The following is a 16,176-nucleotide window of genomic DNA, read 5'->3' as shown; positions in this document are numbered from 1 at the left end:
TCATATGGTTTGTATAAATAAAGATTTGTGTTTCCAGCTTTTGAATTAATAATGTCTATTTGTAATTAGATTATTAAAAATAAAGAAATGTATAGAATCAAATTAACAAGTGTTGCTGTTTTATGTTTGATGGCATTGAGTGTTTCTGCTCAAAAGAAATCAAAAGGTTTTCCTTATGAATTGCCTGCAGAAAAACCAGATAGACCTTTAAGTCTAGGAATGGAGCGTAGTTACGATAAATATGGAGCTACTCCACAAGCAAACGAGCTGTATACACAGTTTAAATATACAGAGTTAAAAGGTTTTGATTATCATGGTCATGATGGAACTATTTCTCGTAGAGATCCTTCTAAAATCATTTTTAAAAACGGAAAATATTACGTTTGGTATACATACAGAAATACAACAACATCACCTAAAGGAGCTGCTAAAGCCAATGATACCATTCCATCAGCAGATTGGGATTTGTCAGAAATTTGGTATGCAACAAGTAAAGATGGTTTTACATGGGAAGAGCAAGGAGTAGCTGTGCCAAGACCTCCTAAACCAGCAGTGGGATGGAGATCTGTAACGACTACAGATATTTTAGAATGGAAAGGAAAATATTATTTATACTATCAAGGTTTCTTAGAAATTAGTGGTAAAAAAGGGGATGACTGTCCTGTAGCGGTTTCGTATGCAGATTCTCCTGATGGGCCTTGGGTTCCTTACAACAAAATTGTAATTCCGAATGGAGCAGAAGGAGAATGGGATCAGTTTTCTATTCACGATCCATACCCATTAGTATACAAAGGAAAAATTTACCTGTATTATAAGTCGGATTCTAAAAACAATGGAGATTATATCAGAATGCAAGGTTTGGCAACGGCAGATAATCCTTTAGGACCTTTTAAAAAGCATCCTTTAAACCCTGTAATTGGTTCTGGGCATGAAACAACAATGTTCCCTTTTAAAGATGGAATTGCTGCTTTGGTGATTAGAGACGGTAACGAACACAATACTGTTCAATTTGCAAAAGACGGAGTTAACTTTGATGTGGCAGCAAATGTTGAGTTTATGCCAAATGCTGCAGGTCCTTTTATTCCAGATGCGTACACAAATACAAAAGATGGTAGAGGAATTACTTGGGGATTGTCTCATTTTACAGCTGTAAATGGATGGAGTACCAATCATGCAATATTGTCTCGTTTTGATTGTGATTTGAGTCAAGATGTAAACGATCCTAATATGAAAAAAAACCATGTATATTTAAGACCTGAGTTCTTCTATAAAATGGGATTGACCGCTGCACAGAAAAAACGTATTGCTGAAGAAAATGAACAACTAAACAAAAAATAAAGTTGATATTATTTCAAACAAAAAACTGTCCTTTTAGTGACAGTTTTTTTGTTCTTAGTAGTTTGATTGAAAAATTGTAAACTTGTCTTGATTCATTTTTTCCTTTTAAATATGTTTTTATGTTGATTCTAATTAGAAGAAATGTATCACCTGAAATAGGTTGAGTTTTTTGGGAGTTTTTAAAAGTTATTTTCTTCTGCCATTTTTACTACACCAACAGTTAAAATTAGATTAGCAAACCTACGTTGTTCACCAGTTTGAATAATTAATGTGGTAGCAGGTTCTCTTATCTTTTCGTAAAAAGACCAACGTTCCATTACATCCCAAGTTACATCACCCAAAAGTGTTTTATAGCCTTCGTGTATTTCGGCATTTGCTCCAGCTGGCTTTTCCATGACTATTGCACCCTGAATAGGGCAAACTTCTAATATGCCTTCTAGTACTGTAAGCGCATCCAATAGTCCTGGGCGAAAGTTGAGATGTACAGTGGTAGAATTAGGACCTCTCATGGCAGCTACGGGTAAATTTCCGTCAGCAATGACAACTTGTGCAAAATGTCCTGAACGCGCAAGTACTTCCATAATTGTTGGATGTATTATCGGAGTTTTTAGCATAAAATTCTCTTTTAATGATGGTTACCTAAAATAATCAAATAATTTTAGCATAGATAGTAAAAGAATAAAATTTAAGTAAGCACTAAAAACAGTATTATTGTTAACTGTTGTTAGTAAAAGGCTTTCTCTTCAATGTTTATTTCTTATTTGTATTTAATATCAAACCATTTTTAACAGTATTAACAGAAATACAGGCTCTTTCGGCAATAGCCATTAGTTTGTCAAATACTTGCTCATCAGAACATGATTCATAAGAAACTGCAATATCTATTTTTGAAAAACGCTTGGGAATATCTTGACTTATAGTAGCAGTAATTTCTAGAGCTAAGCCTTCAATATTGATATTTCTTGATTGTGCGGCTGCAAATAAATTACTACTATAACAGCCACCTATACCTGTAAGTAGATATTCTCCTCCTAAAATTCCTTTTCCTTCTCCACCATTTTCGATTGGACGGTCTATGATTATTTTTAATTTGTTATTTTCTAGTTCCATTGCACTTTTAGAACATTGTTTAAGGTGAATTTTTAAGTTACTCATAATTTTATTTATTTTGATTATAAAACATTCCTATAGGTATGTTTTTGGTTAAATTTTTTTAACCTAATTGGTGAATGTGTTTTTTCAGAGTTTCTAAATATTCAAAGAGAATTTTATCATCATCAAATACCTTTCTAATTCCACGTACTCCTTCAAATCCACTTATCAGATAAATTGCAACAGCCGATGAATTTACATCTTTTTTAATTTCTTTTTTTAACTTTCCTTCTTCTAAAACTTTGATTAACATAGATTTCCAATCATTGATTAATTGTTTAAGAATATTCCTGAAAACATCATCTGAACAACCTATTTCATTAATTAAATTGTTTGCAGGACAGCCAAGTCTTTTCTCTTCTATTGAAAAGCTTTTGATTCTTTCGGTAAATATTCTACATAGCAAGTTAATTACATTTTCTTTTTTATAATTATTAAGAGGAGTAATCATGCTGTCATATATTCTTTTTCTTACTATATCTTTTATTACTTGCTTTCCTAATTCATGTTTACTTTCAAAATGGTGGTAAAAAGCTCCTTTTGAAAGCCCCGTTTTACTCATTATTTCAGGAATACTTGTTTTAGAATAACCGTTTTTATAAAACAGCTTAAAAGATTCTTCAATGATCAACTGTTGTGTTATTTCGGATTTAATTTTTTGTTTCATTACTTAACAAATTTAATTAAAAACATTCATATAAGTATGTTTTTGTATGTGTTCTTATTACTAAGTCTTTAGCTAAGCTTTTGTTTGGACTTGTTAGCTTGGTTTCACAAAGCAATAACAACATGATTTGACGACTTAGTAATTGTGTACAAAACTATGAGAAAGCACCAAAATCCGTATTAATGTTAGTGGTTCTAACAGACAGTTTTAAACGATTTAATAGTGGTGGTGAATTATGCAGTTATGCTGGATTAACACCTATAATAAGGAAGAGTGGAAGCAGTGTAAATGGTAGAAGTAGGATCAGTAAAATAGGAAATCAAAAACTACGGAATTTATTATTTATGTGTAGTTTTAATGCCTGTAAATATAACAAAGCTTGTAGCGCAATATACGAACGAATTGTAGCCAAAGGAAAGCGTAAAAAACTAGTATTAATAACTGTTTGTAATAAGCTACTCAAACAATGTTTTGCTATCGCAAAATCTAGTAAACCCTAAGATGAAACATACGTTTCAAAATTATGATAGATTGAAAAATAAAAAAATATATAAGCTTAAAAATCAAATTACTGACTTTTGAGTCTCAATAGATAGTGCCTAAATTTAACGAATAAAAAGGTTGTTTTTTACCTCAATTCTTTGTTATGCATAGTGCTTTTACGTTCAGCTTGGTTTTCCGATGTTTTTTTTCAGTTAAAATGTGTGCTGTTGGAAAGACATACTCTTTTGCGATTTTTGGTTTGTGTGGTGGCATAAGCTAATTGCAAATGTGTATGGCTTTGAGCATTGGCTATCTATCTGTTTCTATATAATATTCTTGGTCTAAACCTTTTTTTTCTTTTTTGATTAACTGAACTAACTCTCTAATTTCTGGTTCTTGTATTTCGTCTATCTCAAAACTTATTCTTTGTTTATCAAAGCGTTCTCTATTTCCTTTTTTTATATCACTTCTAATATTTTTAGGAATAAACAAGGTCGCTTTTTCCGATAAATGTTTTTTATATTCATTAAGATAAATTCCAATTCCTGCAAAATCAAAATCTCCAAAGTGTAAATAATTATTTGGTATAGAATTCATCCATTTTATAAAGTCCCTATTTTGATTTTGAGGATAACGTGATATGAATAAGGGATTAAGGTTTTTAAACAAGTATTTCTGTTTATGAATCTCACTAAAATTTTTTGTGTTCTCAACGCCAACAACTGTTATCTCTTTTGGTATTTTAAAAGATTCATAATCATAAATAAAAATAAAACTTCCTTTTTGAGGGTTAATGATTATAGCATTGTTGTTTAGTTCAGCCGTTATAGAATTATAACTATTGACTAAAAAACCTTTAAATGCTCTCTCCTTTGAAACCTTAGAGTCTGTTGTTATTTTAGTTGATTCGGCACGCGTAGAATTTGGATTCTCTTTTAAAATAATGTAATCATACAAATCATTAATCTGTAATTGATTTGCTAGATAGATATGTAAACCCTTTTCATTTACTAACTCTAAAGATTTTTTATGCTTCCCTTTTCTGTAAATAATATTTTCAGCAACTAAATCATCTATTAATCTTCCTTTAGCTAAACTATTTGGAATTGATTCACCATTGATTAGTTGTACTAATACTTTTGCTATTTTTAAGTTTAACTTCATTAATTATGAACTCTATTATCTACTTTTTTAATCAATCTATTAATCTTAGTTATGTATTTTTTTGAATTGGTTTTAGATTGTTCTTTTGCTAATTTATAGGTGTATTTATAATCGGTAGCATTTTGACTTGTTGGCGAACCATTGATGAGTAAAATATTTCTTTGATTGGCAAATCTCAAAATTCCTTTTTGGTTTATAGGATGAAGTGTGCCTATTTCGTCCATCATACAATGAAGTTTAAAATCTTTAAATTTCTTTGAAGCATCAATTTTAAAAACATTCAATAACGAAATATTAATCATGGCTTTAACTAAAATATCTGTACCATTACTTCCTACATTAGAAAGCTTTTCCACCCAACCAGAGTCGTTATCATTCTCTATGATTCTAAATTGTAGATCAAAAGATTCTGACAGTGTTAAATTCTTGTTTTTTGATCTGTCTAACTCTTTCACCAGTTGCTTGAGTAAGTCAACCGCTTTTTGATTTTTAGTGTTACTTTCTGAAGAAGTAAAAAGATTTGACTCTCCTAAAACAAGACTATTTTCATCATTAAACTCTTTTATTTTAAGCAATAGTTTTACAATAGGGTTTGAACTTTCTAGCGTTCTTATTTCCATTGTCTTGATAGCTTCAATAAAATTTTTACCAAGGAAATCATCATTGATTTTTTTAATTATTTTTTCAATTTCTCCTTGTTTTGAGTTTAGTTCTGTGGTTTCTCTACCAATTAAGTGAATGATGTGCGCAAACCTATCATTTACACGTTTTCCATATTCTTTAATTTTATCTTCTTCAATAAATTCTTTAAGCTCAAATGCAAAATTTAGAAACTCTGAATCTTCGTTTAGTTTCACTTTAAACTTAAAAACATTCTGTTCACCAAAATTACCCGTGAAAGCATTAACGGATTGTTGAAGCTCTTTAAAAGTTTCGATTCCTTTGTAGTATTTGCTGTTGATTTCAGTAATGATAGCTGTAGCTTTGTTTTGATTATCAAAATCAACATCAACATTTGGTTTAGGGGTATCATAATAGTTTTTGACGCTTAAAAATGCATCTGAAAGCTTAAAACTTTCAAGTTCTTTCAAGTCACTATCAAATTTCTCCATTTTGATTTGTATGGACTTAACAAATCCCTCTTGTTTCGCATATTTTGTGTTGATTTTATTCAACTCCATTTTATGTTCACTAATTATTGAAATTTGCTTTTTCTCTAAACTTGTCTTGTCAACTTTTAATTGTGGTACTTTGTCAAATAGTTCCCTTTTGTCTTTATTGTATTCTATAACAAGCGTTTCATTCTCTTTTATGTATCCTAGGTCTGTTTTAATTTTGCTTAATCTACTTTCAATATGGTTAAGCCTTTTTGTGTCAGCTCCTTTGTTTTCTAATTCAGAATTCTGCTCTTTTTTTAATTCTTGAACCCTTTTATCAGATGCTAGTTTTGCCTTTGAGATAGCACTGTTTATTTCAGAAATTTTCTCATTCTTAGTTTCTTCTAAAACGTTAATTTCTGTATGTCGCTCTTTTTCCTTTAGGCTTATTTTTCGCTTTATTCCTTTATTAATGTTGTTTAAAACTTCTTCGGCTTTTAATTTCTTTGATGCAATTTCATTTAAATCATCTTCTAGTTTTTGTAGAACAGTTTCCTTTTCTGATTTTGCTTTTAGAATCCATTCGTCTAAATCAATTTTATTGCTTTTTAATTTCTCTTGGCTTTGAGGTATGATATATTCATTTTCTGCAACAAGGTCTTTAAAGTCCTTTAGTTTTTTACCGAATTTTGTCTTCAGTTTTTGTAAACTATTTTCTTTATTAGTATTTAGCTGTTGAATACTATTTTGGATTTCATTAACCTTAAATTTGTATTCTTCAATTTCTTGTTGGTATTCTTTTACTGATTTAATTCTGTTTTTTAAAGTGTTTAAGTTTAACTCTACACCAAATAGAGTAGCCGAATTACTATCAATTAGTTTTGGATTTAGCTCTGTGTTGAAAAGTACATTTTCTTCGTCAATTACTTTCCCTATTGTATTTTGCCAATTGTTAATGTTATCGTTTAACCAGCCATAAAGTGAAGATTTGTTTTGCCGAATTTTGTTTTCAATTTCCCCAATTTTTAAAGCTAGTTTTTTACTCGCTTCGTTTTTTTTCTCAACGGAAGAATTAAAGTTTCTTTCTACTTCTTTTGTTTCTAATTCCCATTCTTTTCGAATTGTTTTTGTTTCGTTTTGTGCATTTGTAATCTTGTTTTTTGAGCTTGAAATTTTATCATCAAGTGTTTTTTTATTCGCTTTACATTTTTCAATCTCAGTCGAGAAAAAGGTTTTATATTTTAATTCCGATTTTTGTCTATTTACCCTATTTTCATTCTCTTTTATATTCTCTAAATCATTATTTACGGAATCTATTTCGTCTTTGTTTTCATCATTGATTTGAGTAATTAGTTTTTGGTACTTATCAAATATTGAAGACTTATGTTCTCCGAAATCGCTTTTTATTTTAAGAATGTCTGAGTTCTGTTTGTTTGTAAACTCCTGCTGTTGGTTTTGAAGTTGTTTTATAAGAGCTTCAAATTTTTGACTAATTTCTGCAAATTTCGAGGTGAGTAGATTTTTTTCGTCTTCTAAAGTCCTTTGCTCAATAGTTAGCGTGTCTTTTTTTGAAACTTTTGAAATTATTTCTTTAATGTTTTGATTTTGGTATTCTGTTAGTTTTTGTTTAGCTTTTGCTAATTCTGTTGTAATTAATTTTATATCAGAAACGATATCTTGCTCTCTTCTACGATGTGTTTTTACTAAGTTTTCTCTTTTTTTTGTTAAAACACTTAATTCATTGTTTTCTTTGGAATAACTAGAATTCAAAAGAGGTTTTTCGTTTTCTATAAAATTCATTCTAGTAGCTAACTGATAAGCCAACTCCTTTGTTTCTCTTTTGAGAAAATTGTAAGCTCTATATCGGTCAACTATTTTATCAGCTTGCTTTCTAACAACAATCAGTCCTTTTCTGTTTTCTTTAAACCATATTTTGATATCGTTGATTTGTGTTTCAAAATCTCGTAAATGATTTTTTGCATAATTCTCAATATCAATTACAAACTCATCATCATTTAAAGAATTTATGATGGTGTCTTTAATAAATTGTGCTTCTAGGTTGGTGTTTAGAAGTACATTTTGAATAGTTCTTGGTATATTTTGATATTGTTTGCTTTCTACTAGTGCATACTTTTTGAACTCAGGTTTTAAACCACTATTATCTCCATAAATAATTCTACGATACTCGTCATAGCCCTTTATGAGGTTTGTATAATAAATTTCTCTTCCAAATGCATTTCTGATATTGTCCCAACTTTCAAAAGCTCTGTTTTTGTTGTCTATAAATAATTCTTTCTTATAGGCAGAATTAAAAAAACGGAAGGCAACTTTCCCATTTACTTTGTAGGCCAAAACGCAAAAGGGTATATTGTCTTTTAGTATTTCATAAACAATATAAGAGTTCTGATACTGAAAATAGTAATCGTCAAATCCTTTCTTTTGTTTCGGAATTCCTAGTTTGGTTTTATTGGCATTGTAAAAAAATAATATAGCACGAAGTAGTGTGCTTTTTCCTACACCCTGTGTTCCAATTAAATGAACATTTCCATCTAGTTCGATTTCTGCATATTGTATAGATGCACTATTTATAAAAACTATTTTATTCAGGTATCTCATTTTCTATTTCTTCAGGAATATTGATAGTTGTTATGATCTCTTTCAAATAATTAAAAGAGGTAAGAACTTTGTATGTTTCAGTTATTTCATTTTCTAAGGTTATGAAATTATCTTTTTCTAGTTTTTCAATGATTTTTTTGATTCGTTCAGAATTTGTCTTTTTATCTCCACTTACTCGTTTTAGCTTTTCTAATTTCGTTTTTAAATCAGCATTATTTTTTAATTGATTTACAATGTCTGATGATGAAAATCTAAAGCCTACATCAAAAGAGGTGTCGAAAGTTTTAAAAAAGTCTAGGATATCAATCCAATTAAACGCTTTTTCAAGTTTTCTATCTAGGTCTGCATTATTTTCTTTTCGACTGAAATAATAATATTCATTCCCTTGTTCTAAGATGTAATTAATTTGATTAAAATATTCGTATAGGTCTTCAAAAGTGTCTTCGTCTTCTAAAACTTCGTAAAGTTTTTTTATATCATCATTGGGACTATTTGAACAGATGAATTGCCCTTTGCGAAGCACGTTAAATATTTCTGATGTATATTTTGTTATCATTAAAATTTATTTTGAATACACCATAGCATATTCAATACCATTGGTGGTTAGGTAATTATCTTGTATTTGCAATTCTTCTTCATATTGAGAAATAATTTGACAAAAAATAGTGACTCTTTCATTAAACTCTACCTCTTTCAAAAAGTCATAGTTTAAAACAAAATTGAATAAATTATCACTTGTTGCAATGAAACGGTTTTTTACTTCTTCCAGATTTATCATTATCTCTTCTTCAACATTATTGTCTAGATAGTCATTGGAAATACGCTCAGCTATTTCTGGTTTAAAAAGTAGTCTTTTTCTGTGATTTTTAGCAATTCTTTTAATTGCTTCAAAAGCTCGCTCGTCCTCTCTAAGGAAGTTGATGGATAAGTTTATTGACTCATTGATTTTTGTTTCAAAAATGACTTGATTCTTGTTTGAAACTATCTGTTTGATGTCGGTTTCTGCTTCAATAGTAAAATTGTCTTTTAGATATTTGAGTTGTCTCAGTTTTTCTAAAAATTTACCTTGTTGTTTTATTTGGTTGAGGTAATCTATTATCTGTTTTTCTATTTCAATTAGGTTATGTGAACATTCGCCTAATTGACTTTTAAGTTCAATAATTACTCTATTTAACTCTTCGTCTAAAGCTCTATTAAAAAAGGTTAGTTCCTCCTCATTAATAAGTGACAATGTCTGATGTATCAAGTTTGTAATTACTGTTCTTTTCTCATCAAGGTTTTCTAGCTTTAATTGTTTGATTTTATAGTTAGATTCGTTTTTAAAGGTATTTTCAATATTACGTCTTAAATCCACGACACTTCTAAGTGTGATAAGCCCCATACTGCGAAATGTTTTTTTAATAAATCGCAAGTAGGTATATCTTCTGGTTTCGCTATGTTCATTTAAAAAGTAAACAATGTTTTCTTTTATGCTTTTTATATTTTCGTCAATATATGAAAGGTTGATTTCTTCGCTAACAAATAACACTTGTTCAAAAAACTCTAAAAATTGCCCATCAAGTTCCAAAAAACCTCCATTTTCTCTTATCACGGATTTTTGAATTAATAAGTCAATACGACTTTCTTCATAATCAACAAGATCTAAAGCATCACTCAACTTGTAATCAATGGATTTCCTTTTGCTAAACATTTCAGATATTAGTTTTTCCTCTCTTTTCAAAGCGGTAACTAATTCTTTTATGTCATTGAAAGTGTTCATTCTTTTGGTTCTGAGCGTTGGCAAGAAACAGCTCTTTTATTTTTTTAGTATTGGCTTTTCGTGTTGACAAAAAATTAATGTGCTGTTTGTGCGTTGACGTTTTTAGTTCAAATGTTCAATTTTTGTACAGATGTTGCGTGTTTCAAGTAACTAATTTAGTAAATAATTACTGACCAAGAAAGTCCGAGAGGACTTTTGTAAGTAGGCGAAAAGTCAGCAATAAACTATATACTTTTAAGCTTCTTTATTAAAATATTGAGGAATGAATTCTTTTAATTTTTGAAGTCATAGATACTCTCATAACCACTAAAAACAAAAAAATAGCTAGAGTCTCTAGCTATTTTTTTGTTTGATACATGAAGTGTTGATCGATTATTTTCTATTCAATAATTTTTTAGAAACTTTATAGGTAGCAGCATACAGATAATCTTTTTGGTCATTTTTTAACGATTTAAAGACTGCTTTGTACCAAGTAGGATCTGTTGCTTTTTTCTTAAACTTTTCGTGATTTGCAGATTTACCAGTTTCACCATCTAAAGTAGATTTAATATCATAAATAGCAATTCCGTAATGTTCTGCCTTGTTTAAAACTTCAGAAAACCCTCCTTCAGTAAAGTATAAGGTAGTAGGGTCGTTATCAATCGTAGTGTTTTGTTGCGTTTTAAAAACGTTTTCATCTAAAAATTCTTGTTGTGTCATAATGGTAAATGTATTGTTTAAATCGCTATCAATTTGTTTTTATTATTCTTTAACAAAATATAGAGGAATTACTTCTCTTAGTTTAGTAAGGGTTTCAGCAACGGTTAAATCACTCATTCCACCAGCAGCATTGGCATGTCCACCACCATTAAAATGTTCTGAAGCTAGCATGTTTATAGGATTTTCTGCTCCTTTAGAACGGAAAGAAATTTTCATAATACCATCTCTTTCAGTAAATACAATAGCCGCTTTCATTCCTTTGATAGATAAGATCAAATTGGCCAAACTATCTGTGTCTCCTTTTTTGTAGTTGTATTCCGCTAGTTCTTCTTTAGACAAAGAAATAATGGCTACATGGTACTCATACAAAACCTCTAGTTTTTTACTCATGGCATACCCTTGCAAACGCAAACGACTTTCAGTATTGTTATCACTCAGTTTTTCATGAATGATATGATGTGGTACTCCTGCGGTTAAGAGTTTTGCCAAAACTTCGTGCGTTCTAGGTTGTACGGAAGGAAATCTAAAATTACCAGTATCGGTAAGAATTCCTAAATATAAAGGAGTTCCTATTTTCTCGTCTAACAAATTAAGGTGTCCAGATTGTTCTATCAATTCTACAATTAACTGAGAAGTAGAACAAATGCTGGTTTCTGATACGGTAATGAAAGGAAAATCTTGGGGGTTTAAATGATGGTCTATCATTATTTTTTTGCACGGAGCAGCTTCTAACAAGGCTTGCATATCTGGTCCAACACGGTTGGTGGCATTGTAATCCAAACAGAAAATTAAATCGGCTTGTTGCATTGTTTTTGTAACTTGTTCTGGGGTTTCATCCATTAATAAAATGTCAGAAGTATCTAACCAATACAAAAAATCAGGAGCTTTGTCTGGGTGACAAATGGTGGCTTTTTTTCCTAGTTTTTCTATAAAATGCAATAACCCTAAAGAAGATCCTATAGAATCTCCATCGGCAGATTTGTGTGCTGTAATTACTATGTTAGAAGCGGCTTTAATTTCAGCTTCAATTTGTTGGTATAAATTCATGTGTTGTTTTGTAAATGCTTTGTTTAGGCTTGTTTAATGTCCCATCTTTCTTTTTTCCATGCTACCTGTGCTGTTTTGTTCAAAAATGTCCAAGCAATAATTTGACTGGCTTTATTTCCAAGTCCCATTGGGATGGCTTTGGTTTGTGTGGCTCCTAATTCGTCTAAAAATTCCACCATTCCTTTTTGGTTAGAGGATTTGTGAACCAAGGCAGAAAACCAAAAACAGTTTTCAGAGAATTTTTTACTTTCTTTTACATAACGTTGTAAAAAACCAGTTTCTCCACCTTCGTATATAATTTCATCTCCTATTTCAGCAACCGTAAAAGGAGCACTCTTTTTTTGTGTTTCCGTTTGGGCATCTTTTAGATTGGCATACAAAGGAGGATTGCAAATGGCCAAATCTACTTTTGTTTCTTTGTCAATAATGCTGTAAAAAAAATCTTTAGGATTTGCTTGTATTTTGCACTCCATCTTGTTTTTTAAAACCTTGTTTTTGTTCACAATGGCTTGTGCCGCTATGATTGATTTTTCATCAATATCAGAACCTACAAAGTTCCAATCGTATTCTGTAATACCTATAATAGGATAAATACAAGAAGCTCCCATACCTAAATCAAAACAGGTGATTTTATTTCCTTGAGGTAAAGTTCCAAAATTACTTTCCATCAATACATCTGCCATGTGATGTACATAATCTGCCTTGTTAGGAATGGAAGGACAGATAAACGTATCTGGAAAAACCCAGTATTCAATTCCGTAATAATACTTTAACAATGCGGTGTTAAGGGTTTTGATAGCCACAGGGTTTTTAAAATCGATGGTATCTTCTCCCTTTACATTGGGCTGTATATAGTTGGTCAAATTAGGAATTGTTTTGACCAACGCTTGCAAATCATATCGATCTATATTTTTGTTACGAGCATGGGTTTTATTTCTAATAGGTTTCATTTTCTCTTTAGCCATGATGCTGTTTTGTGTTGAATAAGGACTTTACATAAGTCGACTGCAAATGTACGTAAAGCAAACACAGTTATAGAAAATGTTTAAAAACGATAATTTAAGAAGGTTTTAATAGTTAAAGAGTAGAGGAGTGTTCCATTCATTCTAAGGATTGGTGAATTCTAAACAAATCATCTGTGGCTTGTAACAGCTTTAATCTTAGTTGAGGATTTAAATTTGGATTTGCTTGGAGAAATTCTGTTACCATAACAAATGCCTCATAGGATGAATACCTACCGATGGTATTGCTTAACCATCCTTTTGGAAAAAAGATATCTCCAGTTTTCTGAATTTCATCCAAGAGTGCTAAACTAAGTTCTAAGGATTCAATCGCTGTTTTTTGACGTAATGGATGATGTATATAATAACAAGCGGTGAGTACCCAATTTTCCTTTTCTCGATGCTCTTGATTTGCGAAAGATTTAAAAAAATCATTTCTAATTTTAGGGTCTTGTGATAATGCAGGCATCAGAAAATCAAACCTTTTTATTTTGTTAGGATCTTTTATGTCAGTTTTGGCTTCTGTTAGTATTACAGATGCTTTCTCGTGCTGATAAAGAGCTAAATGCATGGCTATATTTACAAAGTCATCTTGATTTAGAATTAAGTTGGGTATTTCTAATTCTTTATGCCAAATATTGTACAACTCCTCTCTGGCTGTTCCTGTATAAGCAAAAGATAGAAATGAATTGAACAGCGTTTTTTTAATGCTCGGTTCCTCGTCTAATTGAAGTCTGGTAAATAAGGTTTCTTCTATTTTATGTTGTCGTTCTACACGTTTATCTTCGTCTAAATAAGTCCAGAATACATGAGCTATTTGATGAGAAAGCAATGATAAGATCAACTCGTTTTTTTCTTCTTTCAATCCTTCCTGAAAAAGATCCATAGCCTTCTCCATTGGTATATTTCCGTTCAAGGCATTTTCATAGTAGTTTACGTAGATAGCAGCTCTAGAAATTTCATTTTTAATGTTTGGAACTAAGTCCAGCTCTATATTTGTTGTAGGAAAAACCCCGTATCCTAGTCCATTGCTATTGTACACAATAAAGTTTGGTTTTGCCAAGCCTTCTGCAGCTATAAGCCTATTCTTCTTGTTTTTTAAATCTACTTTAAGTACTTGTATACGATCTGGATACATCAATGCTATTTCGAATACTTGAGGCCAAATTTTATCAGAAGTATCTTCTGATTGCTGTTCTATAAAAAAGGAGGTTATGTTGTTAACATCATCATAAGTAATGTTACTTTCTATAATAGGTCGTCCAGGAGAATGTACCCAAACCTGACTCCATTCTTTTAAATCTAAGTCCGTGTTTTTATCTAAAATATGGATAAGATCGTTCCAATCTGCATTGTTATTTTGGTATGTTTTTATATACTCAATGATTCCTTTCTGAAACTGATCTTTCCCTATCAATGTTTCCAATTGTCTCATCATAATGGGAGCTTTATGATAAATAATATTTCCATAAAGAGATCCAGCATTGTTTAAATTATCAAGACTTTGTCTAATTGGGTTTGCTCCTTTGGTACGATCTACTTTAAAAGCAGCTGGATAATGATCAATAAAGAAAGAAAGTTCGTGGTTGATACTTTCAAACTGTGGATTTACAATTTTGTCTGCCATAAAATTTGCAAACACTTCTTTTAGCCAAACATCGTTAAACCATTTCATAGTGACTAGATTTCCAAACCACATGTGTGCTGTTTCATGGGCTATTAATTTAGCACGTCTCAATTTTTGATTGAGCGTGGCACTAGTGTCTAAAAATAGTTGAGATTGTCGGTATTGAATGGCTCCTGTATGCTCCATTCCCCCATAAGGGTGGCTATAGATGGCAGCGTAGTCTAATTTTTGAAATGAAAAAGGATATTTGGTGTAATTCTCTAAAAAATTATTGGATTGTTGATGTAGCTGAAAGATTTTAGAACTGCTTAGTTGAATTTTAGTACTGTCTTTTTCTTGATGGTACAAAGACATGTTAAATTTTGTATCGGCTGAGTTGATGATATCGTATTTTCCTGCAACAAAGGAGAACAAATACGTACTCATTTTGTCAGATTCTTGATACTTATATGCTATAAAATCACCTTTATTTTGTGTACTCTTTAACTTTGAGCCACATAAAACAGTCCAATCTTTAGGTACACTCATACTAAGGGAGTAGTTTGCTTTTATATTGGGTTGGTCAAAACAAGGAAAGGCAGTTCTTGCTCTAGCTGGTACAAACAAGGTAAATAAATAATCGGTATTCCTATTCAATGCTGCATCTCCAGCTATAAATTCTATTTCAATATTATTTTTTCCTAAAACTAAATTTTTATCCGATATGATTAAATGTTCATTCTGATACTGAATGGGAACCATTTGTCCATTAACTATTGCTGATTTTGGAGTTTCATGATTGGATTTAAAATCTAAGTACAAAGGTTGGTTTAGATCATGGATTGCCAAGTCTAAAATGAGTTTAGAATCAATAGGATCCTCTTTGGTTTTAGGAAGATTAAAGAAAAGATGGTATTTAACATTAGATACTTGAGTCTTACGGTAGTCTGCAAGTTTTTTTGAAACTCCTTTTTTCAATGGAAACTCGTGATTTACTTGTTTGTTACACGACACAAATAATAGGAATGGCATGTAAACTAAAATTATTTTTAGATAATATTTTTTTAGCATTTGTAATGTATTAATAATGATCAGAGTATGTAGATGTAAAGTTCAAAAAACCATGTTTTTATAGCACCTACTCAGAAATATAAAAATAAGAAAAAACATTAGGGGAGGATAGGAGTGTACTGATTTTTTAATTTATATATCCATTACTTTTTTGTTTCTAATTTATTAGCATTCAGTGATGTAGTTTGTTATAGGGTTTTAGATTTCATCTTGAATCCTTTTAATTTTATACTTTTAGTGGTTTTAAATTCTTTTATATAATATTTCATTGACTAAAAAGTCTGCCTTCTGGATTTCACAAAGCCATATCAACATGATTTGAAGATTTAGTAGTGGTGGTGAATTATGCAGTTATGCTGGATTAACACCTATAATTAGGAAAAGTGGAAGCAGTGTAAGTGGTAGAAGTAGGATCAGTAAAATAGGAAATCAAAAACTACGGGATTTATTATTTATGTGTAGTTTTAATGCCTGTA

At 30.7% G+C, this 16,176-nt stretch carries 12 protein-coding genes and 2 pseudogenes; 3 read left to right on the top strand and 11 right to left on the bottom strand.

Annotated features, from left to right (window positions below):
- Positions 1-87 precede the first annotated feature (87 nt).
- Positions 88-1,338 carry a glycoside hydrolase gene (locus Q4548_RS11510; protein ID WP_303455134.1) on the top strand — a complete coding sequence of 417 codons (1,251 nt, stop codon included), beginning with the start codon at positions 88-90 and terminating at the stop codon, positions 1,336-1,338.
- 179 nt (positions 1,339-1,517) lie between these two features.
- Here Q4548_RS11510 and Q4548_RS11505 read toward each other — a convergent pair whose 3' ends face one another.
- The 3 genes from Q4548_RS11505 to Q4548_RS11495 form a co-directional block, all read right to left on the bottom strand.
- Positions 1,518-1,952: an RbsD/FucU family protein gene (locus Q4548_RS11505; protein WP_303455131.1), complete on the bottom strand. Its 435-nt coding sequence runs from the start codon at positions 1,950-1,952 to the stop codon at positions 1,518-1,520.
- Between the two features lie 136 nt (positions 1,953-2,088).
- Entirely contained in the window at positions 2,089-2,493 is a 405-nt protein-coding gene (locus Q4548_RS11500) for an OsmC family protein (RefSeq protein WP_303455129.1), read from the bottom strand.
- A gap of 58 nt (positions 2,494-2,551) precedes the next feature.
- Positions 2,552-3,157, bottom strand: a complete 606-nt coding sequence (locus Q4548_RS11495) for a TetR/AcrR family transcriptional regulator (protein ID WP_303455127.1) — start codon at positions 3,155-3,157, stop codon at positions 2,552-2,554.
- 170 nt (positions 3,158-3,327) lie between these two features.
- On the opposite strand from Q4548_RS11495, the pseudogene Q4548_RS11490 reads away from it, so the two are divergent.
- Positions 3,328-3,657, top strand: a pseudogene (locus tag Q4548_RS11490) (transposase); the annotation flags it as partial.
- A gap of 292 nt (positions 3,658-3,949) precedes the next feature.
- On the opposite strand, the gene Q4548_RS11485 reads toward Q4548_RS11490, so the two are convergent.
- The 8 genes from Q4548_RS11485 to Q4548_RS11450 form a co-directional block, all read right to left on the bottom strand.
- Positions 3,950-4,804, bottom strand: a complete 855-nt coding sequence (locus Q4548_RS11485; protein ID WP_303455125.1) for a hypothetical protein — start codon at positions 4,802-4,804, stop codon at positions 3,950-3,952.
- Positions 4,804-8,517, bottom strand: a complete 3,714-nt coding sequence (locus Q4548_RS11480; protein ID WP_303455122.1) for an ATP-binding protein — start codon at positions 8,515-8,517, stop codon at positions 4,804-4,806. Before Q4548_RS11480 ends, Q4548_RS11485 begins: the two co-directional genes overlap by 1 nt.
- Complete coding sequence (locus Q4548_RS11475; RefSeq protein ID WP_303455120.1) at positions 8,501-9,073, bottom strand: condensin complex protein MksE; 573 nt, start codon at positions 9,071-9,073, stop codon at positions 8,501-8,503. Before Q4548_RS11475 ends, Q4548_RS11480 begins: the two co-directional genes overlap by 17 nt.
- A 6-nt stretch (positions 9,074-9,079) precedes the next feature.
- The gene (locus Q4548_RS11470) at positions 9,080-10,276 is read right to left on the bottom strand and encodes a hypothetical protein (RefSeq protein WP_303455117.1); all 1,197 of its coding nucleotides are present in this window, start codon (positions 10,274-10,276) and stop codon (positions 9,080-9,082) included.
- 372 nt (positions 10,277-10,648) lie between these two features.
- Positions 10,649-10,975: a hypothetical protein gene (locus Q4548_RS11465; protein WP_303455116.1), complete on the bottom strand. Its 327-nt coding sequence runs from the start codon at positions 10,973-10,975 to the stop codon at positions 10,649-10,651.
- Positions 10,976-11,017: 42 nt separating this feature from the next.
- Positions 11,018-12,022: a bifunctional oligoribonuclease/PAP phosphatase NrnA gene (locus Q4548_RS11460; RefSeq protein ID WP_303455113.1), complete on the bottom strand. Its 1,005-nt coding sequence runs from the start codon at positions 12,020-12,022 to the stop codon at positions 11,018-11,020.
- A 23-nt stretch (positions 12,023-12,045) separates the two neighbouring features.
- Positions 12,046-12,987, bottom strand: coding sequence for a 23S rRNA (adenine(1618)-N(6))-methyltransferase RlmF (rlmF, locus tag Q4548_RS11455; RefSeq protein WP_303455112.1), 942 nt, complete (start codon positions 12,985-12,987; stop codon positions 12,046-12,048).
- A 136-nt stretch (positions 12,988-13,123) separates the two neighbouring features.
- Entirely contained in the window at positions 13,124-15,661 is a 2,538-nt protein-coding gene (locus tag Q4548_RS11450; protein WP_303455109.1) for a M1 family aminopeptidase, read from the bottom strand.
- 361 nt (positions 15,662-16,022) lie between these two features.
- Between Q4548_RS11450 and Q4548_RS11445 the strand changes: the two are divergent.
- Positions 16,023-16,176, top strand: a pseudogene (locus tag Q4548_RS11445) (transposase); the annotation flags it as partial.

It is taken from the genome of Wenyingzhuangia sp. 2_MG-2023 (assembly GCF_030548295.1).
Taxonomy (GTDB): domain Bacteria; phylum Bacteroidota; class Bacteroidia; order Flavobacteriales; family Flavobacteriaceae; genus Wenyingzhuangia.
The sequence above is the reverse complement of the archived record's forward strand: the minus strand, read 5'-3'. Positions and strand labels throughout refer to the sequence as shown.

Excerpts from the sequence above, each read along its gene's own strand:
- Q4548_RS11510 (WP_303455134.1), top strand. The coding sequence starts at position 88 with ATGTATAGAATCAAATTAACAAGTGTTGCTGTTTTATGTTTGATGGCA.
- Q4548_RS11505 (WP_303455131.1), bottom strand. The coding sequence starts at position 1,952 with ATGCTAAAAACTCCGATAATACATCCAACAATTATGGAAGTACTTGCG.
- Q4548_RS11500 (WP_303455129.1), bottom strand. The coding sequence starts at position 2,493 with ATGAGTAACTTAAAAATTCACCTTAAACAATGTTCTAAAAGTGCAATG.
- Q4548_RS11495 (WP_303455127.1), bottom strand. The coding sequence starts at position 3,157 with ATGAAACAAAAAATTAAATCCGAAATAACACAACAGTTGATCATTGAA.
- Q4548_RS11485 (WP_303455125.1), bottom strand. The coding sequence starts at position 4,804 with ATGAAGTTAAACTTAAAAATAGCAAAAGTATTAGTACAACTAATCAAT.
- Q4548_RS11480 (WP_303455122.1), bottom strand. The coding sequence starts at position 8,517 with ATGAGATACCTGAATAAAATAGTTTTTATAAATAGTGCATCTATACAA.
- Q4548_RS11475 (WP_303455120.1), bottom strand. The coding sequence starts at position 9,073 with ATGATAACAAAATATACATCAGAAATATTTAACGTGCTTCGCAAAGGG.
- Q4548_RS11470 (WP_303455117.1), bottom strand. The coding sequence starts at position 10,276 with ATGAACACTTTCAATGACATAAAAGAATTAGTTACCGCTTTGAAAAGA.
- Q4548_RS11465 (WP_303455116.1), bottom strand. The coding sequence starts at position 10,975 with ATGACACAACAAGAATTTTTAGATGAAAACGTTTTTAAAACGCAACAA.
- Q4548_RS11460 (WP_303455113.1), bottom strand. The coding sequence starts at position 12,022 with ATGAATTTATACCAACAAATTGAAGCTGAAATTAAAGCCGCTTCTAAC.
- rlmF (WP_303455112.1), bottom strand. The coding sequence starts at position 12,987 with ATGGCTAAAGAGAAAATGAAACCTATTAGAAATAAAACCCATGCTCGT.
- Q4548_RS11450 (WP_303455109.1), bottom strand. The coding sequence starts at position 15,661 with ATGCCATTCCTATTATTTGTGTCGTGTAACAAACAAGTAAATCACGAG.